This is a genomic window from Allobosea sp. 10L422, from assembly GCF_056395345.1.
Map to the genome: position 1 here is coordinate 706,077 of NZ_JBFTJI010000001.1, position 19,588 is coordinate 725,664.

A 19,588-nucleotide genomic window follows, 5' to 3' on the forward strand; every position below is an offset into this window, starting at 1 on the left:
GGTTACTCCGCCGCCTGCTGGTGCCGGCCCGAAGCCAGCGCCGAGCATTCCGCCATCACGGCAGAGGCACGTGCGATCGGGTTGGTCTGATAGAAGTCGCTGACGGCCGGGGCGAAGCCCGCCTTGTCGGTCTTGCCGCCGAGGCCGGCGAGCTTGCCGATCTCCGCCGCGTCGTTGGCCGGGAGGCCGTCGAGCGCCGCGAAATGCGGGTGCGCCTCGTAGAGCGCCTTGCGCAGGCCGGACAGCGAGTCGAAGGGCAGCGTCTTGCCGAGCGCCGCGGAGAGCGCACGCAGGATCGCCCAGTCCTCGCGGGCGTCGCCCGGCGGGAAGGTGGCACGATCCGCCATCTGCACCCGGCCTTCGGTGTTCACATAGGTGCCGGACTTTTCGGTATAGGCCGCGCCCGGCAGGATGACGTCGGCGCGGTGAGCGCCCTTGTCGCCATGCGTGCCCTGATAGACCACGAAAGCGCCTTCCGGCACCTCGATCTCGTCGGCGCCGAGCAGGAAGAGCACGTCGAGCGCGCCCGGCTGGGCCATAGCGGCCGCATCCAAACCACCCTCGCCTGGCACGAAGCCGAGATCGAGCGCACCGGCGCGGGCGGCGGCGGTGTGGATCACGCCGAAGCCGTTCCAGCCCTCGGTCATCGCGCCCAGCGACTGCGCCGCCTTGGCGGCTAGCGAGAGCACGGCCTCGCCATCGGCGCGGGCAAGAGCCCCCTGCCCGATCAGCACCATCGGCTTGCCGCCGGCGGCGGCGGCCGACTTGACGATATCGGCCAGCGTCTCCGGGCCGGCGCCGAGATAGTCGTAGGAGTAGGTCAGGTCGGCCTTCTCGCCGATGACACCGATCTTGAAGTCGCCGCGCAGCCAGCGCTTGCGGATGCGGGCATTCAGGATCGGCGCCTCGCGGCGCGGGTTCGAGCCGATGATCAGCAGCGAGGTCGCATCTTCGATGCCGGCGATGCCGGCGTTGAGGACATAGGATGCGCGGCCGAATTTCGGATGCAGCTTGGTGCCGTCCTGGCGGGCGTCGAGATTGGCCGAGCCGAGCGCGGCGATCAGCGCCTTCAGCGCGAACATCTCCTCGACCGCGGCGAGGTCGCCGGCGATGGCGCCGATCCTCTCAGGGCTCGCGGCCTTCACCTTGCTGGCGATGGCGGCGAAGGCCTCGTTCCAGCTTGCCGGACGCAAACGGCCGTTCTCGCGGATATAAGGCCGGTCGAGGCGCTGGGTCTTGAGGCCGTCGGCGACATGGCGGGTCTTGTCGGAGATCCACTCCTCGTTCACCGCCTCGTTGAGGCGGGGCAGGATGCGCATCACTTCCTTGCCGCGCGAGTCGACGCGGATCGCCGAGCCGACGGCGTCCATCACATCGATGCTCTCGGTCTTCGAGAGCTCCCAGGGCCGGGCCTTGTTCTGGTAGGGCTTGGATGTCAGCGCGCCGACCGGGCAGAGATCGACGATGTTGCTCTGCAACTCCGACGACATCGCGTGCTCGAGATAGGTGGTGATCTCCATGTCCTCGCCGCGGCCGATGGCGCCGAGATCGGAGGCGCCGGCGACCTCGGTGGTGAAGCGGACGCAGCGCGTGCACTGGATGCAGCGCGTCATCGTCGTCTTGACCAGCGGGCCGATATACTTGTCCTCGACCGCGCGCTTGTTCTCGGCGAAGCGCGAGGTATCCGCGCCATAGGCCATGGCCTGGTCCTGCAGGTCGCACTCGCCGCCCTGGTCGCAGATCGGGCAATCCAGCGGGTGGTTGATGAGCAGGAACTCCATCACCCCTTCGCGGGCCTTCTTGACCATCGGCGACTTGGTCGAGACGACCGGCGGCTCGCCGTTCGGGCCGGGGCGCAGATCGCGCACGCCGATGGCGCAGGAGGCCTGCGGCTTCGGCGGGCCACCCTTCACCTCGACGAGGCACATGCGGCAGTTGCCGGCGATCGAGAGCCGCTCGTGGAAGCAGAAGCGCGGCACCTCGACGCCCGCCGCCTCGCAGGCCTGGAGCACCGTGTGCTCGGCGGGTACGTCGACCTCGATGCCGTCGATGAGGAGTTTCGTCATGGTCTCACTCCGCCGCCATCAGGCGCACAGGCTCGCTGTGCGGGTTGGCGGCATAGTCGTCGATGCGCTGCTCGATTTCGTGACGGAAATGCGCGATCAGGCCCTGGATCGGCCAAGCCGCGGCATCGCCGAGCGCGCAGATCGTGTGGCCCTCGATCTGCTTGGTGACGTCGAGCAGCATGTCGATCTCGCGCTTCTGGGCGCGGCCTTCCGCCATGCGCTCCATGACGCGCCACATCCAGCCCGTGCCTTCGCGGCAAGGCGTGCACTGGCCGCAGCTCTCATGCTTGTAGAAATGGCTGATGCGGGCAATGGCGCGGACGATGTCGGTCGACTTGTCCATCACGATCACCGCCGCCGTGCCGAGGCCGGAGCGCAGCTTCGAAAGCGAGTCGAAATCCATCGGCGTGTCGATGATCTGCTCGGCCGGCACCATGCGCACCGAGGAACCGCCGGGGATGACCGCCTTCAGATTGTCCCAGCCGCCGCGGATGCCGCCGCAATGCTTTTCGATCAGTTCGCGGAAGGGAATGCCCATCGCCTCTTCGACGTTGCAGGGCTTGTTCACATGGCCGGAGACGCAGAAGAGCTTGGTGCCGACATTGTTCGGCGTGCCGATCGACGAGAACCAGCTCGCGCCGCGGCGCAGGATGGTCGGAGCGACCGCGATCGACTCGACGTTGTTCACCGTGGTCGGGCAGCCATAGAGGCCCATATTGGCGGGGAATGGCGGCTTCAGCCGCGGCATGCCCTTCTTGCCCTCGAGGCTCTCCAGCAGCGCCGTCTCTTCGCCGCAGATATAGGCGCCGGCGCCATGATGCACATAGAGATCAAAGGGATAGCCGTGGACGTTGTCCTTGCCGATGAGCTTGGCCTCATAGGCCTCGTCGACGGCGCGCTGCAGCGCCTCGCGCTCGCGGATATATTCGCCGCGGATATAGATGTAGGCCGCATGCGCGCCCATGGCGAAGGAGGCGATCAGGCAGCCCTCGACCAGCGTATGCGGGTCGTTGCGCATGATCTCGCGGTCCTTGCAGGTACCGGGCTCCGACTCGTCGGCGTTGACGACGAGATAGTGCGGGCGCCCGTCGCTCTGCTTCGGCATGAACGACCATTTCAGTCCGGTCGGGAAGCCGGCGCCGCCGCGGCCGCGCAGGCCGGACTTCTTCATCTCGTCGATGATCCAGTCCCGGCCCTGCTCCAGCAGGAACTTGGTGCCATCCCAGGCGCCGCGCTGGATCGCACCCTTCAGGGTACGGTCGTGCAGGCCGTAGAGATTGGTGAAGATGCGATCGCGATCTGCGAGCATGTCCTAGTGCCTCACTCTGCCGGCTTGTCGCCAAGCTTCGACTCCGGGCGCCAGCCCGTCGCGAGCTTCTTCGACTGAGCAATCCAGTCGTCACGCACCGCCCTGCCCTTGAAGCCGGTCAGGCGTGCATCGACCCAGGCGAGCTCCGCCGGTGTCCATTTGGCGATCTGGTCGTAGTGCCAGATCCCCATCTCATTGAGCATCTTGGCCAGCTTCGGCCCGACGCCCCAGATCAGTTCGAGATCGTCACCCTCGCCGCCGCGCGCAGCGGTCAGCAGCTCGGGCTTGCTCTCCTCGACGGCGGGCTCGGGCTTGCTCTCCTCGACGGCGGGCTCGGCCTTTGTCGCAACGGCAGGCTTGGCAGCCTCGGCAACATCCTTCTTCTCGACCTTGCCCTTGGCGGCCGGCGTATCGTTGGCGGCGCTGGAAGGCTGGGTCGGCTCGGACGGCTTCGGGCGGGCGGCGGCGGCCGTCTCGCTGGCGGGCTTTTCGGCGACAGCGGCCGGCGTGGCCTCGGCCTTCTTCGCCTCGGCTTCTGCAGCCTTCTTCGCTTCCGCCTCGGCGGCAGCCTTGGCGGCAGCGGCTTCGGCAGCAGCCTTGCGCTGCTCGCCAATGCGCCTCTGCCAGTCGCCGGCGCCGATCATCGAGCCGTCATAGAGGGCCTTGTCGGTCAGAGTCTGCGGGCCACCTTCCGGCTCGGAGCCGGTGCGGCCATTCTGCGGGCCGGGCTTGGTCGGGCGGCCATTGCGGAGATCGTCGAGGAGCTGGCGGAAATTCGCCGGCGTCAGGTCCTCGTAGTAGTCGACATTGATCTGTGCCATCGGCGCGTTGCAGCAGGCGCCCAAGCACTCGACCTCGAGCCAGGAGAGCTTGCCGTCGGCGGTCACGGTCGATTGCGGGCCGATGACGTCCTCGCAGACCTTCTTCAGCGCTTCCGCGCCGCGCAGCGCGCAGGGCGTCGTGCCGCAGAGCTGAACGAAGAACTCGCCCCCCGGCTGCAGGTTGAACATGGTGTAGAAGGTCGCGACCTCCAGCACCCGCATCGGCGCCATGCCCAAGCGCTTGGCGACGGTCTCGATCACGGCCCGCGAGACCCAGCCCTCCTGCTCCTGCGCCTTCCATAGCAGCGGGATGACGGCGGAAGCCTGGCGGCCGGCCGGATACTTGGCGATCTGCTGGTCGATCCAGTTCTCGTTCGCCGCGGTGAAGGCGAAGGAGGCCGGTTGGACAGGATCAGGCGCGAGACGACGGACGGACATTAGCGGTCCACCTCACCAAAGACGATATCAAGGGAGCCGAGGATCGCGGAGACGTCGGCGAGCATGTGCTTGCGGCACATGAAATCCATGGCCTGGAGATGGGCGAAGCCCGGGGCCTTGATCTTGCAGCGATAGGGCTTGTTGGTGCCGTCCGAGACCAGATAGACGCCGAATTCGCCCTTCGGCGCCTCGACGGCGGCATAGACCTCGCCGGCCGGCACCTTGTAGCCCTCGGTGTAGAGCTTGAAGTGGTGGATCAGCGCTTCCATCGAACGCTTCATCTCGCCGCGCTTGGGCGGCACCATCTTGCCGTCGAGCGAAGAGACCGGGCCGCCGCCATCGGCTGCCAGCAGCTTCTCGCAGCACTGCTTCATGATGCGCACCGACTGGCGCATCTCTTCCATGCGGATGTGGTAGCGGTCGTAGCAGTCGCCGTTCTTGCCGACGGGAACGTCGAATTCCATCTCCTCGTAGCACTCATAGGGCTGCGACTTGCGCAGATCCCATGGCGCGCCGGAGCCGCGCACCATCACGCCAGAGAAGCCCCATTTCCAGCAGGTCTCAAGATCGACCACGCCGATATCGACGTTGCGCTGCTTGAAGATGCGGTTGTCGCTGAGCAGTCCTTCGAGGTCATCGCAGACCTTGAGGAACGGATCGCACCATTCGGCGATGTCGTGGATCAGCGAGACCGGGATGTCCTGGTGCACGCCGCCGGGGCGGACATAGGCCGCGTGCATACGCGCGCCGCAGGCCCGCTCGTAGAAGATCATCAGCTTCTCGCGCTCCTCGAAGCCCCAGAGCGGGGGCGTGAGGGCGCCGACGTCCATCGCCTGCGTGGTGACGTTCAGCAGATGCGAGAGGATGCGGCCGATCTCGGAATAAAGCACGCGGATGAGCTGACCGCGGCGCGGCACGGTCACGCCGGCGAGACGCTCGACCGCGAGCGAATAGGCATGCTCCTGATTCATCGGCGCGACATAGTCGAGCCGGTCGAAATAGGGCAGCGCCTGCAGATAGGTCTTGGCCTCGATCAGCTTCTCGGTGCCGCGATGCAGCAGGCCGATATGCGGATCGACGCGCTCGACCACCTCGCCGTCGAGTTCCAGCACGAGTCGCAGCACGCCATGCGCCGCCGGGTGCTGCGGACCGAAGTTGATCGAGAAGTTGCGGATATTATGCTCGGACATCTCTTAGCCCCGTCTCGGGTCGAGAAATTTGTTGGCGGCAGGGTCCGCGACAATCCGCTGCCGCATCGTCGCGCAGCCCCCGGGCCGCTTGGACAAACGCTCGGCTTCCGCTTCCGCCTTCTTGACGGCCTCGGGACCGGCGGCCTCCTGCCCTTCCAGGGCGAGATCGCGGAACGAGGAGGACTGGAGGAAGAAGCTCAGCCGCAGCTCCTTCGGACAGGCGGCGGCCCAAATGCGCGCAGCCGGAACCTCGACACCAATCTCACCCAGAGTGAAGCGAGCCTTGCTGCCGTCATGCAGCGTGATCTGGCCGACGCTGGTCGAAGCATCGCGGTTGGGCCCGATCCTGCTGGCAGGCTGGCAAGCCGACAAGCCGACACCGACCAGGGCACAGGCCGCCACGGTCAGGTTGCTGAGGTTGCGCCCGCTCATTGCCGGCCTTCCTGCTGCGCCTGGAAGCGCGCCATCACGTCTGCGCCCGTCAGCCGCGGGCGCTCGCCGGCGAAGTCGTAGAGCGCCGGCTTCTCGTCGATGAAGATCTCTTCGAGAAACGCGAAAGAGCTGGTGTCGTCGAAGCTCTGGAAGGCCACAGCGACATGGTCCCCGCCCTCGCGCAGCCGCCAGAACAGGCTCGAACCGCAATTGCGACAGAACTGGCGCATGGCCCAGTCGGAAGAGACATAGCTACCGACTTGGCTCTCGTCCTCGATTGCCACTTCGCCGCAGGGCACGGCCATGAAGACCCCGCCGCTCCAGCGCCGGCACATGCCGCAATGGCAGACGTCCATCTCGCGCTTCGTCGGCACGGCGCTGAACCGCACCGCGCCGCACAGGCAGCCGCCGGACAGTTTTTCCGCGCCGGCCGCCATCACGCCCCCTTCGCCTTCTCGTCACCGGGCAGCACGTAGTCCGTGCCTTCCCAGGGCGAGAGGAAATCGAAGTTGCGGAATTCCTGGTTGAGCTTCACCGGCTCGTAGACGACACGCTTCTGCTCGTCGTCGTAGCGCACCTCGACGAATCCGGTCAGCGGGAAGTCCTTGCGCAGCGGATAGCCCTCGAAGCCGTAATCGGTGAGGATGCGGCGCAGGTCCGGGTGGCCGGAGAAGAGGATACCGTAGAAATCGTAGGCTTCGCGCTCGAACCAGTTTGCCGCCGGGAAGACGTCGACGACGGAGGGAACGGGCGTCGCCTCGTCGGTCTGCACCTTCACGCGGATGCGGCGGTTATGGTGCGGCGCCAGCAGATGGTAGACCACGTCGAAGCGCTTCTCGCGGCCCGGATAATCGGCGCCGGCGATATCGGTGAAATTGACGAAGCGGAAGCGCGGATCGCTGTAGAGCACCCGCAGGACCTCGACGATCGTAGCTGCCTCGGCATGAACCGTCAGCTCGTCGAAGGCGACGACCGCCTCCGTCACCGCGCCGGGCAGCGCGGCCTTGATCTCTTCGCCGAGTTTTACGAGCGCTTCGCTCATCGTTTCACCTTCATCGCCTGCAGCATCGACCGACGGAGCGCTCAGCGCTCGATCGTGCCGGTGCGCCGGATCTTCTTCTGCAGCAGCAGCACGCCGTAGAGCAGCGCCTCTGCCGTCGGCGGGCAGCCCGGGACGTAGATGTCGATCGGGACGATGCGGTCGCAGCCCCGCACCACCGAATAGCTGTAGTGGTAGTACCCGCCGCCATTGGCGCAGGACCCCATCGAGATGACGTAGCGCGGCTCCGGCATCTGGTCGTAGACCTTGCGCAGGGCCGGAGCCATCTTGTTGGTCAGCGTCCCCGCGACGATCATCACGTCGGACTGGCGAGGTGAGGCGCGCGGCGCGAAGCCGAAGCGCTCGACATCGTAGCGCGGCATCGAGAGCTGCATCATCTCGACGGCGCAGCAGGCCAGACCGAAGGTCATCCACATCAGCGAGCCCGTGCGAGCCCAGTTGATCAGATCGTCGGTGGCGGTGACGAGAAAGCCCTTGTCGGCCAGCTCGTTGTTGATCTCGACGAAGAACGGATCACGCGTGCCGACCGGCTTGCCGTCCGGGCCGAGAAGCCCCCGCGGTGCCGGCGCGACGAGCGGGTCGCCGCGATCGATCGCTGTGATTGCCATGACCTAATCCTCGTGAACCTTTGCCTGCCAGATATGAAGCGGAAGTCCGCCCGCGATCCGACAGTCAGTCCCACTCCAGCGCGCCCTTGCGCCACTCGTAGACGAACCCCACGGTCAGCACGCCGAGGAAGATCATCATCGACCAGAAGCCATACCAGCCGAGCTTGCCGAAGGCGACGGCCCAGGGGAACAGGAACGCGACCTCGAGATCGAAGATGATGAAGAGAATCGAGACCAGGTAGAACCGGACGTCGAACTTCATGCGGGCATCGTCGAAGGCATTGAAGCCGCATTCGTAGGCCGAAAGCTTTTCCGCATCCGGCTTCGAATAGGCGATCGCGAAGGGGGCGATCAGCAGGGCCAGGCCGATGACCGCCGAGACGCCGATGAACAGCACCAGCGGGAGATAGTCGGTCAGAAGAGACTGAACCGGGAGAGCTTGCATGGTCGAACTCACTTCGGACGGCCGCGTAACGGCTCGCTGCCCAGTCGCTTAGACCCTCGATTAGAATGAAGCAAGACTCCGCCGCGCCGCACAATCGCGCGAGCGGGTTGAATGCAGCGCAGGATGGGGCAGAATTCGTCTGCGTCCGCACACTCTCTCCGCCATTCCGGGCGGAATTCCGTCGGAAACGCGTATTTTCAGCCGCTGTGACGGGCACAAGCCCGTTCGCCGTGCCGAATCGTTCCCGGCCGGCAAGCCTGCCACGCCCGAAAGGCCTTCGATGCCCAAGCCGTTTCAGCCTGCCTTCGAGTCGAATCCGGCAGTGGTTCGTGCGGCGCGATGAAGCCCGCTTGCCTGCGCGCCGGAGTCGTCCCGGCGCTTGTTCTTCTGCTTTCCGCGACGTCTGCCATGGCCCAGGAGGGCGAGCGCGTCCGCGCGCCCTTGCCACCGCAGCGGCCGTTCGATCTCGATCTGGAGGGCACTCCGAAACTGCCCGATATCGTCGTGCCTCCGGCGGCACCCGTGACGGCGCCGTCAATCCGCAGCACCGCGCAGGACACACCTCCCGCGACTCCGGCGCCCGAAACGCCTGAGAATACCCCGGCCTCCATGACACCGCCCGCCGAAGGCACCCCGCCCGCCCCCGGCGAACCGGACGACGACGAAGGCGTGGAGTGGCCGAAGCTGACGCCGGGCCAGAAGGCCGGCGCCGAGCCCGACTTCGACCCGAACGAGAAGCCCGAGCGTCCGGGCATCTCGACCGACCCCGGCACCTCGATCACCTGCCTGCCCGACCAGTTGAAGCAGACCCTCGGCAAGATTGCCGATCGCTATGGAGCGGTGAAGGTGACCTCGACCTGGCGGCCGCCTTGGCGCGCGCGGCGCGGCTCCTATCACAAGGGCTGCCAGGCGATGGACTTCCGTGTCCCGGGCGTGCGCCCGCGCATCGTCCTGGAATGGGTGCGCAGCCTGCCGGAGGTCGGCGGGCACCATGTCTACTGGAACGGGCTGATCCACATCGACACCGGCCCGCGACGCCCCTGGTAGGGAGCGGCGCTTCGTCCGTCTCCCGAGGTTTGAGTGTCCGCAAACGCGGCCGCTCATTCCCTTCAACCGCGTTCAGGGCCTCTCCGCCGCCTCCGAAAGGCCTGGCCCATCCAAGCGCAGCGTGACCCGCTTGACCGAAACATCATCGGGATCGAGAGCGATTGCGAAGCCGAGACTGTGACAGAGAGCGAGCATAGGCCCGTTCTCCGCCAGCACCTGGCTATGGACGCGGCGGATGCCCTCTGCCCTGGCCCAGTCGATCATCAGGACCATCAAAGCGCGGCCCAGTCCCATGCCTTTCAGGTCCGAGCGAAGCAGGATCGCGTATTCGGCCTCGACATGTCCGGGGTCGGCATGCAGCCGGACCGCGCCGGCGGCGTCGCCGCTCCCATCCTCGGTCGCGATGAAGGCCATCTCCCGCGCGTAGTCGAGCTGGGTGAGGCGCGCGAGGAAGTTGTGGCTGAAGGATTTGAGCGGCGCGAAGAAGCGCAGCCTCAAATCCTCCGGGGTCACCCTGTTCAGCATCGCGCCGATCAGGAGTTCGTCCTCCGGCTTGATCGGGCGGACCGAAAAGCGCCGCTCGCCCAGCTCCAGCCGCCTCGTCCAGGCCCCGGGATAGGGGCGGATCGCCGGACGCCGGCGGCGGGCGGGGTCGGGTTCCAGCGCGATGCGTGCATCCACCACCACGGCACCATTCGCATCTGCGAGGATCGGATTGAGATCGAGTTCGCGGATCTGCGGCAGCTCGGACGCCATCTTGCCCAACGCGACCAGCAGCGTGGCGATCGCACGCCGGTCGGCCGCCGGGACATCGCGATAGGCCGCCAGGATACGCGAGACGCGGGTTCGCGAGATCAGGTTCTCGGCCGAAGCCAGATCGAGCGGCGGCAACGCGACATGCGTATCGGCGATCAGCTCCGCCGCGATTCCGCCCCGGCCGAACACGATCACCGGGCCGAAACAGAAATCGGTGGCGAATCCGGCGATCAGCTCCCGCGCCTTGGCACGGTGCGCCATCGGCTGCACCATGAAGCCGGTCAGACGGGCCTGCGGACGCTGCCGGCGTAGGCGCTCCGCCATCTGCTCCGCGGCCGCGCGGACAGCGCTTTCATTGCCAAGGTCGAGCTCGACGCCGCCGACATCCGATTTGTGCGGAACGTCGGGGGAGACGATCTTGAGCGCGACCGTCCGCCCACCCTCGAACTGCGCTCCGGCTGCTGCAACGGCCGCATCGGCATCGGGAGCGATGATGAGATCGAGCGTCGGGATCCGGAACAAGGCGAGCAGACGCGTCTCCTCATCAGGCTCGAGCCAGCTTCGGCCCTCCCCGAGCGCCTGCGCGATGATCGCCTCGGCGGCAGCGACGTCGGGCGGGTCGTCATCGTCGATCGATGGCGGCGTCGCCATCAGCTCCTTGATCAGCCGGGCGTGGCGGGTGAGGTGCTGAAACCCGACGACCGCCTCCTGTTCCGTGGCGAAAGAGGGAATACCGGCGGCAGCAAAAATCGCCGCCGCGCTTTCCCCCGCTCCGACCCAGGCAGCGAGAACCGGCTTGGCCCGCGCGTCGCGGTGGGAGTCGACCACCGCGCGGGCGCAATCCAACGGATCGGATGGCGCGACCGGCGCGTTGAGCGCCAGCACCGCATCGACCGTTTCCTCCGCCAGCAGGCGCGAGACCGCTTCGTGATAATCCTGCGGGCTGCGGACGATCTCTGGCTCCCGGCGCCGTAGCTGGGAGCCAGCCGCCTGTCGCAACCGGCCGGCGGCCAAGGCGGCCAGCCCCTCCCCGTTGCTGACGATGGCGAGCCGGCCCGCATCGGCCGCCCGGGCCCGGCCGAGAGTCTCGGCGGCGGCGAAGAGCTCGTCGAGATCGTTTACGCGCAACAATCCGGCGCGATGAAAGGCCGCGTCATGCGCGGCATCGCTGGTCACGATCAGCCCCGCATGAGTCAAGGCCGACAGGCTGTCGTCGAGACGTGGCGGCTTCAGAACCAGCACGGGCTTGATCCGCGCTGCGGTGCGTGCCGAAGAGAGGAAGCGCGCGGCATCCGTGACCTCGTCGATGGCCAGCAGAATCGTCCTCGTATGCGGATCGGTGGCGAAATGATCGAGGCAATCGGCGATGTCGACATCCGCCCCCTCGCCGACCACCACGGCCCCCGACAGACCGATCTCGCGACGCCCCGCCCAGGCCAGGATGCCGGCAGCCACCGAGTTGGACTGCGCGGCCAGCGCCAGCGTGCCGACTGAAAGCTGCACGGGCACCGCGGTCGCGTTGAGGCCGAGGCGGGGGGCCGCGATCCCGAGAGACGACGGCCCGATCAATCTCACCCCGGCGGCACGGGCTGCCGCACCCAGTCGGTCGCGGTCGGCAGCGTCCCCATCCGGCACCAGCACGCCGCCGCAGCCGCGGTCCTTGGCTGCAGCCAGCGCCCGTTCCGCAGCCGCGCTGGGGGCGATGACGAGATCGGAAGGCGGCATGGACGGCAGATCGTCCTCCCCGGAGAGCACGACCAGCTTGCCCCGATAGGCGCCCGCCTGGATTTGTTTCGCCAGCTCATCCGTTTCGCCGACGCCGGCAATCACGGTGGTCGAGGCCGGCTCGAGCAGGCGCTTGATCAGGGCGAGCGTCATCGGTCGGCCATGTCCGTTTGCGATGCTGCGATCAGAAGCGATCCTGGCCGCTGGGGCCAAGCGTCATCGACAGCTTTTCACATATGATCGCGCAAATCCCGTGACGAGCCTATGCAGCCAGATGGCGGCTGACCGGATCTCCACCATGGCCGGCAGGGCCGCGACAGCCCCGCCTCCCATCAGCGGAGAAACGCATCGACCTCCGCGGCGAATTGCTCGGCCTGCTCGATGTTCGAGATATGCGCCGCATCGAGCAGGCATTTGCGCGCGCCCGGGATCGCAGCGACGATGGCCTCGCCATCGGCAGGCTTGGTCGCCGGATCCTTCGACCCGATGATGACCAGCACCGGATTGCGGATCGCCTTGATCGACTCCCGCTGATCCATGTCGCGAATCGCCAGGCACGATCCCTGATAGCCCGCGACCGGCGTCCCCAGGATCATGGCCCGCATCCGCTCGATGGTCGCGGGCGCCGCGGCGCGGAAGGGCTCCGGGAACCAGCGCGCGATCGTCGCATCGACAAGCGCCTCCATGCCCCCACTTTCCGCTGCCGCGACTCGTCCGTTCCAGAGATCGGCCGGGCCCATATAGGCTGCGGTGTTGGCGAGGACGGCCCGGTCGATCCGCTCCGGCGCATGCGCCAGGAGCCACATGCCGACCATGCCGCCCATCGAGAGCCCGCAGAAATGCGCGCGTTCGACGCCGAGCGCATCGAGCACGCCGAGCGCATCCCGGCCCAACTGCTCCATCGTATAGGGAGCAGGCGAAACGATGCTGCGGCCATGGCCGCGCTGATCGTAGCGGATCACCCGGAAATGCCGCGACCAAAGCGGAATCTGGTCGTCCCACATCGACATGTCCGAGCTGAGCGAATTGGACAGCAGCAACGCGGGCGCCGAGTCGGCCCCGTCGATGCGAACCTCGAATTCCTCATGGCCGATTGTAATCCGCATCGTCTTGGCTCCGTTCGCTGACCGCATCTTTGTGTCCTCCCAATGCCGCTGTGCGCAACATCGGAAAAAACAAACATGCATGCTTGTCTGTTTGTTTCCAACTGCTAGAGTTCGGGCATGCCGCCATCAGCCGACAAACAGCGCCGGACGCAGGAGGAACGCTCGACGGAAACGCGGGCGCGCCTGATCGACGCGACGCTCGATCTGCTGGTCGAGCGGGGCTACGCGCTCGCGACGACGTCGGAGATCGCGGGGCGGGCAGGTGTCACCCGCGGCGCGCTGAACCACCATTTTTCCGGCAAGGACGATCTGATCGTCCAGTCCGTGAGCCATCTGCTCCATAGCTGGATCGGCGAGATCCGGCAGGTCGCCGAACTGGTCAAAGCCGGCAGCCTGTCCCTCTCCGACTTTGTCGATCGGATGTGGGAGCTGTTCTCCGGCAAGCTGTTCCTGGTCACGCTCGAGCATGTGACCGCCGCACGGCACAATCCCTATCTGCGTGAGCAGCTGGTCTCGGTGACGCGAGAGTTTCATACGGCGCTCGACGGCACCTGGCAGGATTTCTTCGACGGAACCGGCCTGCAGAAGCCCGAGGTGGAGGCGGCCTTCAACGCCACGCTCTGCCTGATGCGCGGCATGAGCCTGCAGACCATCCTGCGCGACGACGCTGCCTACTATGCGCGCCTTCTCGGCTTCTGGAAGACGGTTCTTGCCGAACATTCGCAGCAGGGCCGCGCTGGCGAAGGCGCCCTTTCCGATCTGACAGAACAAGGCGTGCACCCATGACACAGGCGATCATTTTCGAGAACGCAAGGCTGCTCGACGGCACCAGCGCGCAAGGCGAGCACGACCGCTTCGTGCGCGTCGAAGGCGGGTTGATCCGCGAGGTTTCCGACCGCCCGATCGCCGATGCCGGCGCGCGTCGCATCGATCTCAAGGGCCGGACCCTGATGCCCGGCCTGATCGACTGCCACGTCCACGTCATCGCCAACTCCGCGAATTTCGGCCAGAATGCGCTCCTCCCGGATGCGCTCGTCGCGCTGCAGGCCGCGAAGCTGATGGGCGAGATGCTGCACCGCGGCTTCACCACCGTTCGCGACGTCGGCGGCGCGACCTACTCCCTCGTCGAGGCGCAGGAACAGGGCCTCTATGTCGGCCCGCGCCTCGTCATCTGCGGCAAGGCCCTGTCGCAGACCGGCGGCCATGCCGATTTCCGCGGCCGCTACGACAACCGCAGGCCTGATTACCAGACCCACCAGCTCGGTTCGCTCGGCCGCATCTGCGACGGTGTCGACGCCTGCCGCGCCGCGGCCCGCGACGAGATCCGCCAGGGCGCCCAGTTCGTGAAGATCATGGCCAATGGCGGTATCGCCTCGCCGACCGATCCCATCGCCTTCCTCGGCTTCAGCGACGCGGAGATCGCCGCGATCGTCGAGGAAGCCCACAACGCCCAGACCTATGTCGCTGCGCATCTCTACACCGACGAGGGCATCGCCCGCGCCGTGAAGCTTGGCGTACGCTCGATCGAGCACGCCAACCTCGTCCAGGCCGCGACCGCCCGCCTGATGCAGGAGCGGGGTGCGATCGCCTGCCCGACGCTCGTCACCTATGAGGCGCTGAACAACGAAGGCGCCTCCTACGGCCTGCCCCCCTCCTCCGTCGCCAAGATCGACGATGTCCGCTTGCGCGGTCTGGAATCGCTCGAGATCATGCGCGAGGCCGGCGTGACCATGGCCTATGGCACCGATCTGCTCGGCGCCATGCACCGGCACCAGTCGGAGGAATTCATTATCCGCGGACGCGTTCTGCCTGCCATCGAGGTCATCCGCTCGGCGACCGTCAACGCGGCCGAGTTGATCGGGATGCCCGGCAAGATCGGCACCATCAAGCCCGATGCCTATGCCGACTTCATCGTGGTCGACGGCGATCCGCTGGCCGATCTCTCGCTCCTGACGGGACAGGGGCGCAACATGCCGGTCATCATGAAGAACGGCGACTTCATCAAGAACGAACTGAACTAACCAAAAAGGGAACAGGCCATGACCACCAACCGTCGTCAGTTCATCGGCACGCTCGGCGCCGCTTCGGCGCTGATCGCTGCGCCTTCCGTCCTGCGCGCCCAGTCGCAGGGCGTCTTCCGCATCGGCGCGCTCTGCCCGGTGACGGGTGCCGGCGCGCCCTACGGCTCCGGCATGCAGAAGATGATCATTGCCGCCGCCGAGATCGTCAACGCCGCCGGCGGCGCCGCCGGCCGCAAGCTCGAGGTCGTCTCCGAAGACACGCAGACCAGCCCGCAGGCCGGCGTCCTCGCCGCCAAGAAGCTGATCGACGTCAACAAGGTCCAGGCCATCCTCGGCACCTGGTCCTCTGGCGTCTCCCTCGCCGTCGTGCCGCTGACGAACGACGCCAACATCATCCTGATGAACACCTCCGGCGCGCCGGCGCTCTCGGTTCCGCCGGCCAATGCCAAGGGCCTGTCCTATCGCTTCCAGGCGACGAACGACCGCTTCGGACGGGCCTTCGCGGAGATCTGCGTGAAGGAGGGCTTCAAGCGCCCGGCCACCATGGCCTTCAACAATGCCTCCGGCATCGGCAACACCGAGGGCTTCCGCAAGGCCTGGGAGGCGAAGGGCAACAAGGTCGTCGAGAGCGTCGTCTACGAGCCGAACCAGGCGTCCTATCGCTCCGAGCTGCAGAAGATCCTCGCTGCCAACCCGGACGTGATCGTCACCGGCTCCTATCTGTCGGACACCACGATCATCATGCGCGAGTGGTTCCAGACCGGTCAGCCGGTCAAGTGGATCATCCCCGGCTGGGCCGCCAACCCCGATCTGGTCAAGGCGACCGGCCCGGAGGTCGTCGAAGGCGTGATCTCGGTCGATTCGATCTCGAACGAGACGGCTCCGTCCTTCAAGGCGTATGCCGAGGTCTACGAGAAGACGACCGGGCAGTCCGGCCAGTCGAACATCTTCAGCGCCATGACCTGGGACATGGTCAATGCGCTCGCCCTGGCGATCGAAGCGGCCGGCTCCACCGAGACGGCGGCGATCAACGCCAAGATCCGCGAGGTCTCGAACCCCGGCGGCACGAAGGTCTACAGCTATGCCGAGGGCAAGGAAGCGCTGAAGAAGGGCAAGATCAACTATGAGGGCGCGTCCTCCGTGCTGGATTTCGACCAGTATGGCGATGTCTCCCCATCCTTCGGCGTCTTCTTCATCGAAGGCGGCAAGCTCAACCGGCGCTACGTCGTCAACATCTGACGCATCGCCCCTGCAGGCCATCGCCTGCAGGGGCCGCAGGCTCCGGCCGCGGCGATGCCCGACCAGGTTGCTCCATGTTCTACGCTCAGCTTTTCATAAACGGGCTATTCCAGGGCCTCGTCATCGGCCTGGCGGCACTCTCGATCACGCTCGTCTTCGGGATCGCGCGCTTCCCCAACGCCGCGACCGGTGACTCCATGACGCTCGGCGCCTATGCGGCTCTGGCGGCCCACAAGGCCAGCGGCTCCTTCATCCTCGCCGGGCTCGGCGCGGCCGGCGCGACCGGCATCGTGCTGCTGCTCGCCTATTGGAGCGTATTCCGGAAGCTCGCCAACCGCTCCGTCGTCGCGCTTCTCGTCGCCTCGATCGGCGTCGCCTTCGTGCTGCGGGCCGCGCTCGGCGTCGCCTTCGGCCATGGCCAGCAGGTCTTCCAGGTGCCGCTCTCGCGCCCCTACGTCTTCGGCGGGCTGCGCATCCTGCCGCTCGACCTGCAGATGGCGCTGGTCGCGCTCGTCACGCTGATTGCGGTCTTCGCCCTGCTCTATCTCACGGCGATCGGGCGGCAGATGCGCGCCGTCGCCGACAACCGCGATCTCGCCCGTGTCTCCGGCATCCGCCCGGGCCGCGTGATGATCGCGCTCTGGCTGCTCGCCGGCGCCGTCGCCGGCATCGCGGGCATGATGCTCGGCATGAAGACGATCGTGACGCCCGAATTCGGCTGGGAGATGCTGCTGCCGGCCTTTACCGCGGCGATCCTCGGCGGCATCGGCTCGCCGGTCGGCGCCGTCGTCGCCGGGCTCATCCTCGGCGCCATGCAGGAGGTTTCGACCCCCTTCGTCGGTTTCACCTACAAGATCGCGATCGCGTTCCTGATCATGCTCGCCGTCCTGCTGGTCAGGCCGCGCGGATTGTTCGGCCGCGTCGAGGGAGTGCGCTGATGGAAGCCTATCTCGTCGCGATCGGCATCATCGCGCTGATCTATGTCCTGCTCAGCCTCGGCCTGACGCTGCAATACGGGCTCACCGGCCTGATCAATTTCGGCCATGTCGGCTTCTTCGCGATCGGCGCCTATGCCAGCGCGCTGCTCGTGCTCAACGGCGCGCCGTTCATTGTGGGCTTCGCGGGCGCGGCCCTGTTTGCGGCCGTGGCGGCCTGGCCGATCGGGCTGGTCTCGCTGCGCCTGCGTGACGATTACTTCGCCATCGTCACACTCGGCTTCTCGGAGGTTGTGCGCATCGTCCTGACCAGCGAGCGCTGGCTGACCCAAGGCGTGCAGGGCATTCCCGGCATTCCGCGGCTCTACTCCGGCCTCGGCGGCGCGGCCGGCCAGATCGCCACCTTCGCCACCATCCTTGCCGTCACGATCGCCGCCGCCTGGATGATCCGCCGGATCGCGCGCTCGCCCTTCGGCCGCATCATCGAAGCCATCCGCGACAACGAGGAAGCCGTGCAGGCGCTGGGCAAGGATCCGCCGCGCTTCAAGATCCAGGTGCTGGTTGTCGGCGCGGCGCTCGCCGGCATCGCCGGCGCCTTCTATGCGCACTACATCACCTATATCGTGCCCGAGCAGTACATCCCGCTCGTCACCTTCTATGTCTGGATGGCGATCATCATGGGCGGCGTCGGCCGCGTTTCCGGCGCGGTGATCGGCTCAGTGATCCTGATGGCCTTCCTCGAAGGCTCGCGCTTCATCCGCGATATCGTGCCGGGCATCTCCGAGGTCGACATGGCCTCCGTCCGGATCGGCCTCGTCGGCCTGCTGCTGATCCTGTTCATCATCTATCGGCCGCAGGGGCTCATGGGGGACTACACCAAGCGATGACCCTCGAAATCCGCGACATCACCAAGTCCTTCGGCGGCTTCCAGGCCCTTGACGGCGTGCGCCTCACGATCGAGACCGACGCCCTGTTCGGCATCATCGGGCCGAACGGCGCCGGCAAGTCGACGCTGTTCTCTGTCATCTCCGGCTTCGTCCCGGCCGATGCGGGCGAGATCCGGCTCAACGGCGATCCGATCGACGCCCTCTCCCCGCCGCAGCGCGCTCGCGCCGGCATGGTCCGCACCTTCCAGGTGCCGCGCGAGTTCTCGCATCTGACCGTCCGCGAAAACCTGATGGCCTCCGCCCCGGATCAGACCGGCGAGAGCCTGCTCGGCCTGTTCTTCCGCCCCGGTCAGGTCCGCAAGGAGGAGGCCGCGATCGCGGAGAAGGTGGAGCGCACCATCGCCTTCCTCAAGCTCGGCAAGGTCGCCGACGTGCCATCGGGCAAGCTCTCCGGCGGCCAGAAGAAGCTGCTCGAACTCGGCCGCGCCTTGATGGTCGAGCCCAAGCTCATTCTGCTCGACGAGCCCTTCGCCGGCGTCAATCCCGTGCTGATCGGCGAGATCATGGAGCGAATCGAGGAGCTGAATACACGTGGCATCGGCTTCGTGATCATCGAGCACGATCTGGAGGCGCTGACCCGCCTCGTGCCGCGGCTCGCAGTCATGGATCGCGGCAAGGTTCTGGCCGAGGGGGCGCCCGCCGCCGTGCTCGAGGATCCCGTCGTGCGCGAAGCCTATCTCGGAGGCGTGTCGTGACGCTGCTTGAAATCAAGGATGTCCGCGGCGGCTACGGCGAGGTCGACATCCTCAACGGCATCTCGCTGTCGCTGCAGAAGGGCGAGGTCCTGACCGTGGCCGGCACCAACGGCGCCGGCAAGTCGACGCTGGCGAAGGCGATCGTCGGCCTGCTGCCACGGGTCTCCGGCGGAATCCAGTTCGAGGGGCGCGACCTGCTGCCCCTGACGACCGAGGATCGCATCGCCGCCGGCATCGGCTACGTCCCGCAGGTCGCTAACGTCTTCGGCTCGATGAGCATCCTGGAGAACCTGCAGGTCGTCGTCGGCGTACGCGATCAGGCACAGCGCATCCGCGAGCTGTTCGAGGCGTTTCCGCTGCTGGGCGAGCGCAAGCGTGCCCGCGCCGGGTCGCTCTCCGGCGGCGAGCGCCAGCAACTCGCCTTCGCTCGCGCGCTGATGACGCGCCCGCGGCTGATGATCCTCGACGAGCCGACGGCGGCCCTGGCCCCCGCCAAGGTGGCCGAGGCCTTCGCCCTGATCAAACGCCTGCCCGATCTCGGCGTCTCGGTTCTGGTCGTCGAGCAACGCGCGCGCCAATCGCTCGCGATCTCCGACAATGGCTGCATCCTCGACGGCGGCAAGGTCGCCCTCGCAGGCCTCGCCCAAAGCCTGCTCGACGATCCCAAGGCGGCCGAACTTTATCTCGGCCAGCACTGACGACGCGGCCGCTGCCCAACCGGCAGCGGCCCACAGATCCGGCCCCCCAG

General features: G+C 66.8%; 19 protein-coding genes. 8 read left to right on the forward strand and 11 right to left on the reverse strand.

Features of this window, described 5'->3' with window-relative positions:
* Nucleotides 1-2 precede the first annotated feature (2 nt).
* The 9 genes from nuoG to AC1DEZ_RS03355 all read right to left on the reverse strand — a co-directional run bounded on the left by nuoG (nucleotide 3) and on the right by AC1DEZ_RS03355 (nucleotide 8,369).
* On the reverse strand, nucleotides 3-2,066 hold the full coding sequence (nuoG, locus tag AC1DEZ_RS03315; protein ID WP_476778617.1) for an NADH-quinone oxidoreductase subunit NuoG: 2,064 nt from the start codon (nucleotides 2,064-2,066) through the stop codon (nucleotides 3-5).
* 4 nt (nucleotides 2,067-2,070) lie between these two features.
* Entirely contained in the window at nucleotides 2,071-3,375 is a 1,305-nt protein-coding gene (nuoF, locus tag AC1DEZ_RS03320; RefSeq protein ID WP_441512681.1) for an NADH-quinone oxidoreductase subunit NuoF, read from the reverse strand.
* An 11-nt stretch (nucleotides 3,376-3,386) separates the two neighbouring features.
* Complete coding sequence (nuoE, locus tag AC1DEZ_RS03325; protein ID WP_476778618.1) at nucleotides 3,387-4,634, reverse strand: NADH-quinone oxidoreductase subunit NuoE; 1,248 nt, start codon at nucleotides 4,632-4,634, stop codon at nucleotides 3,387-3,389.
* On the reverse strand, nucleotides 4,634-5,824 hold the full coding sequence (locus AC1DEZ_RS03330) for an NADH-quinone oxidoreductase subunit D (RefSeq protein ID WP_476778619.1): 1,191 nt from the start codon (nucleotides 5,822-5,824) through the stop codon (nucleotides 4,634-4,636). The genes nuoE and AC1DEZ_RS03330 overlap by 1 nt, the downstream gene beginning before the upstream one ends.
* Nucleotides 5,825-5,827: 3 nt before the next feature.
* Nucleotides 5,828-6,256, reverse strand: a complete 429-nt coding sequence (locus AC1DEZ_RS03335; protein WP_441512684.1) for a hypothetical protein — start codon at nucleotides 6,254-6,256, stop codon at nucleotides 5,828-5,830.
* Entirely contained in the window at nucleotides 6,253-6,693 is a 441-nt protein-coding gene (locus AC1DEZ_RS03340; protein ID WP_441512685.1) for a GFA family protein, read from the reverse strand. The genes AC1DEZ_RS03335 and AC1DEZ_RS03340 overlap by 4 nt, the downstream gene beginning before the upstream one ends.
* Complete coding sequence (locus AC1DEZ_RS03345; RefSeq protein ID WP_476778620.1) at nucleotides 6,693-7,298, reverse strand: NADH-quinone oxidoreductase subunit C; 606 nt, start codon at nucleotides 7,296-7,298, stop codon at nucleotides 6,693-6,695. Before AC1DEZ_RS03345 ends, AC1DEZ_RS03340 begins: the two co-directional genes overlap by 1 nt.
* A gap of 41 nt (nucleotides 7,299-7,339) precedes the next feature.
* A complete protein-coding gene (locus AC1DEZ_RS03350; protein ID WP_149128770.1) occupies nucleotides 7,340-7,924 on the reverse strand; it encodes a NuoB/complex I 20 kDa subunit family protein in 585 nt (194 codons plus the stop codon).
* Nucleotides 7,925-7,988: 64 nt separating this feature from the next.
* Nucleotides 7,989-8,369: an NADH-quinone oxidoreductase subunit A gene (locus tag AC1DEZ_RS03355; RefSeq protein ID WP_441512687.1), complete on the reverse strand. Its 381-nt coding sequence runs from the start codon at nucleotides 8,367-8,369 to the stop codon at nucleotides 7,989-7,991.
* A gap of 408 nt (nucleotides 8,370-8,777) precedes the next feature.
* Between AC1DEZ_RS03355 and AC1DEZ_RS03360 the strand changes: the two genes are divergently transcribed.
* Nucleotides 8,778-9,416 (forward strand): YcbK family protein, encoded by a 639-nt coding sequence (locus AC1DEZ_RS03360; protein ID WP_476778621.1) that lies wholly within the window; start codon nucleotides 8,778-8,780, stop codon nucleotides 9,414-9,416.
* 72 nt (nucleotides 9,417-9,488) lie between these two features.
* On the opposite strand, the gene AC1DEZ_RS03365 is transcribed toward AC1DEZ_RS03360, so the two are convergent.
* On the reverse strand, nucleotides 9,489-12,050 hold the full coding sequence (locus AC1DEZ_RS03365) for a bifunctional acetate--CoA ligase family protein/GNAT family N-acetyltransferase (protein ID WP_476778622.1): 2,562 nt from the start codon (nucleotides 12,048-12,050) through the stop codon (nucleotides 9,489-9,491).
* Between the two features lie 179 nt (nucleotides 12,051-12,229).
* Nucleotides 12,230-13,003 (reverse strand): 3-oxoadipate enol-lactonase, encoded by a 774-nt coding sequence (gene pcaD, locus AC1DEZ_RS03370; RefSeq protein ID WP_476778623.1) that lies wholly within the window; start codon nucleotides 13,001-13,003, stop codon nucleotides 12,230-12,232.
* 117 nt (nucleotides 13,004-13,120) lie between these two features.
* Between pcaD and AC1DEZ_RS03375 the strand changes: the two genes are divergently transcribed.
* The 7 genes from AC1DEZ_RS03375 to AC1DEZ_RS03405 all read left to right on the forward strand — a co-directional run bounded on the left by AC1DEZ_RS03375 (nucleotide 13,121) and on the right by AC1DEZ_RS03405 (nucleotide 19,538).
* Nucleotides 13,121-13,789 (forward strand): TetR/AcrR family transcriptional regulator, encoded by a 669-nt coding sequence (locus AC1DEZ_RS03375; protein ID WP_476778624.1) that lies wholly within the window; start codon nucleotides 13,121-13,123, stop codon nucleotides 13,787-13,789.
* Nucleotides 13,786-15,024 carry a metal-dependent hydrolase family protein gene (locus AC1DEZ_RS03380; protein ID WP_476778625.1) on the forward strand — a complete coding sequence of 413 codons (1,239 nt, stop codon included), beginning with the start codon at nucleotides 13,786-13,788 and terminating at the stop codon, nucleotides 15,022-15,024. The genes AC1DEZ_RS03375 and AC1DEZ_RS03380 overlap by 4 nt, the downstream gene beginning before the upstream one ends.
* Before the next feature lie 18 nt (nucleotides 15,025-15,042).
* Nucleotides 15,043-16,263, forward strand: coding sequence for an ABC transporter substrate-binding protein (locus AC1DEZ_RS03385; protein WP_476778626.1), 1,221 nt, complete (start codon nucleotides 15,043-15,045; stop codon nucleotides 16,261-16,263).
* 74 nt (nucleotides 16,264-16,337) lie between these two features.
* Nucleotides 16,338-17,201, forward strand: a complete 864-nt coding sequence (locus AC1DEZ_RS03390) for a branched-chain amino acid ABC transporter permease (RefSeq protein ID WP_441512694.1) — start codon at nucleotides 16,338-16,340, stop codon at nucleotides 17,199-17,201.
* Nucleotides 17,201-18,085, forward strand: coding sequence for a branched-chain amino acid ABC transporter permease (locus tag AC1DEZ_RS03395; protein ID WP_441512695.1), 885 nt, complete (start codon nucleotides 17,201-17,203; stop codon nucleotides 18,083-18,085). Before AC1DEZ_RS03390 ends, AC1DEZ_RS03395 begins: the two co-directional genes overlap by 1 nt.
* On the forward strand, nucleotides 18,082-18,840 hold the full coding sequence (locus tag AC1DEZ_RS03400; RefSeq protein WP_476778627.1) for an ABC transporter ATP-binding protein: 759 nt from the start codon (nucleotides 18,082-18,084) through the stop codon (nucleotides 18,838-18,840). The genes AC1DEZ_RS03395 and AC1DEZ_RS03400 overlap by 4 nt, the downstream gene beginning before the upstream one ends.
* Nucleotides 18,837-19,538 carry an ABC transporter ATP-binding protein gene (locus tag AC1DEZ_RS03405; RefSeq protein WP_476778628.1) on the forward strand — a complete coding sequence of 234 codons (702 nt, stop codon included), beginning with the start codon at nucleotides 18,837-18,839 and terminating at the stop codon, nucleotides 19,536-19,538. The genes AC1DEZ_RS03400 and AC1DEZ_RS03405 overlap by 4 nt, the downstream gene beginning before the upstream one ends.
* Nucleotides 19,539-19,588 lie beyond the last annotated feature (50 nt).

What these genes read in the sequence shown, in the direction of transcription:
- nuoG (WP_476778617.1), bottom strand. Translation starts at nt 2,066, where the DNA reads ATGACGAAACTCCTCATCGACGGCATCGAGGTCGACGTACCCGCCGAG.
- nuoF (WP_441512681.1), bottom strand. Translation starts at nt 3,375, where the DNA reads ATGCTCGCAGATCGCGATCGCATCTTCACCAATCTCTACGGCCTGCAC.
- nuoE (WP_476778618.1), bottom strand. Translation starts at nt 4,634, where the DNA reads ATGTCCGTCCGTCGTCTCGCGCCTGATCCTGTCCAACCGGCCTCCTTC.
- AC1DEZ_RS03330 (WP_476778619.1), bottom strand. Translation starts at nt 5,824, where the DNA reads ATGTCCGAGCATAATATCCGCAACTTCTCGATCAACTTCGGTCCGCAG.
- AC1DEZ_RS03335 (WP_441512684.1), bottom strand. Translation starts at nt 6,256, where the DNA reads ATGAGCGGGCGCAACCTCAGCAACCTGACCGTGGCGGCCTGTGCCCTG.
- AC1DEZ_RS03340 (WP_441512685.1), bottom strand. Translation starts at nt 6,693, where the DNA reads ATGGCGGCCGGCGCGGAAAAACTGTCCGGCGGCTGCCTGTGCGGCGCG.
- AC1DEZ_RS03345 (WP_476778620.1), bottom strand. Translation starts at nt 7,298, where the DNA reads ATGAGCGAAGCGCTCGTAAAACTCGGCGAAGAGATCAAGGCCGCGCTG.
- AC1DEZ_RS03350 (WP_149128770.1), bottom strand. Translation starts at nt 7,924, where the DNA reads ATGGCAATCACAGCGATCGATCGCGGCGACCCGCTCGTCGCGCCGGCA.
- AC1DEZ_RS03355 (WP_441512687.1), bottom strand. Translation starts at nt 8,369, where the DNA reads ATGCAAGCTCTCCCGGTTCAGTCTCTTCTGACCGACTATCTCCCGCTG.
- AC1DEZ_RS03360 (WP_476778621.1), top strand. Translation starts at nt 8,778, where the DNA reads ATGGCCCAGGAGGGCGAGCGCGTCCGCGCGCCCTTGCCACCGCAGCGG.
- AC1DEZ_RS03365 (WP_476778622.1), bottom strand. Translation starts at nt 12,050, where the DNA reads ATGACGCTCGCCCTGATCAAGCGCCTGCTCGAGCCGGCCTCGACCACC.
- pcaD (WP_476778623.1), bottom strand. Translation starts at nt 13,003, where the DNA reads ATGCGGATTACAATCGGCCATGAGGAATTCGAGGTTCGCATCGACGGG.
- AC1DEZ_RS03375 (WP_476778624.1), top strand. Translation starts at nt 13,121, where the DNA reads ATGCCGCCATCAGCCGACAAACAGCGCCGGACGCAGGAGGAACGCTCG.
- AC1DEZ_RS03380 (WP_476778625.1), top strand. Translation starts at nt 13,786, where the DNA reads ATGACACAGGCGATCATTTTCGAGAACGCAAGGCTGCTCGACGGCACC.
- AC1DEZ_RS03385 (WP_476778626.1), top strand. Translation starts at nt 15,043, where the DNA reads ATGACCACCAACCGTCGTCAGTTCATCGGCACGCTCGGCGCCGCTTCG.
- AC1DEZ_RS03390 (WP_441512694.1), top strand. Translation starts at nt 16,338, where the DNA reads ATGTTCTACGCTCAGCTTTTCATAAACGGGCTATTCCAGGGCCTCGTC.
- AC1DEZ_RS03395 (WP_441512695.1), top strand. Translation starts at nt 17,201, where the DNA reads ATGGAAGCCTATCTCGTCGCGATCGGCATCATCGCGCTGATCTATGTC.
- AC1DEZ_RS03400 (WP_476778627.1), top strand. Translation starts at nt 18,082, where the DNA reads ATGACCCTCGAAATCCGCGACATCACCAAGTCCTTCGGCGGCTTCCAG.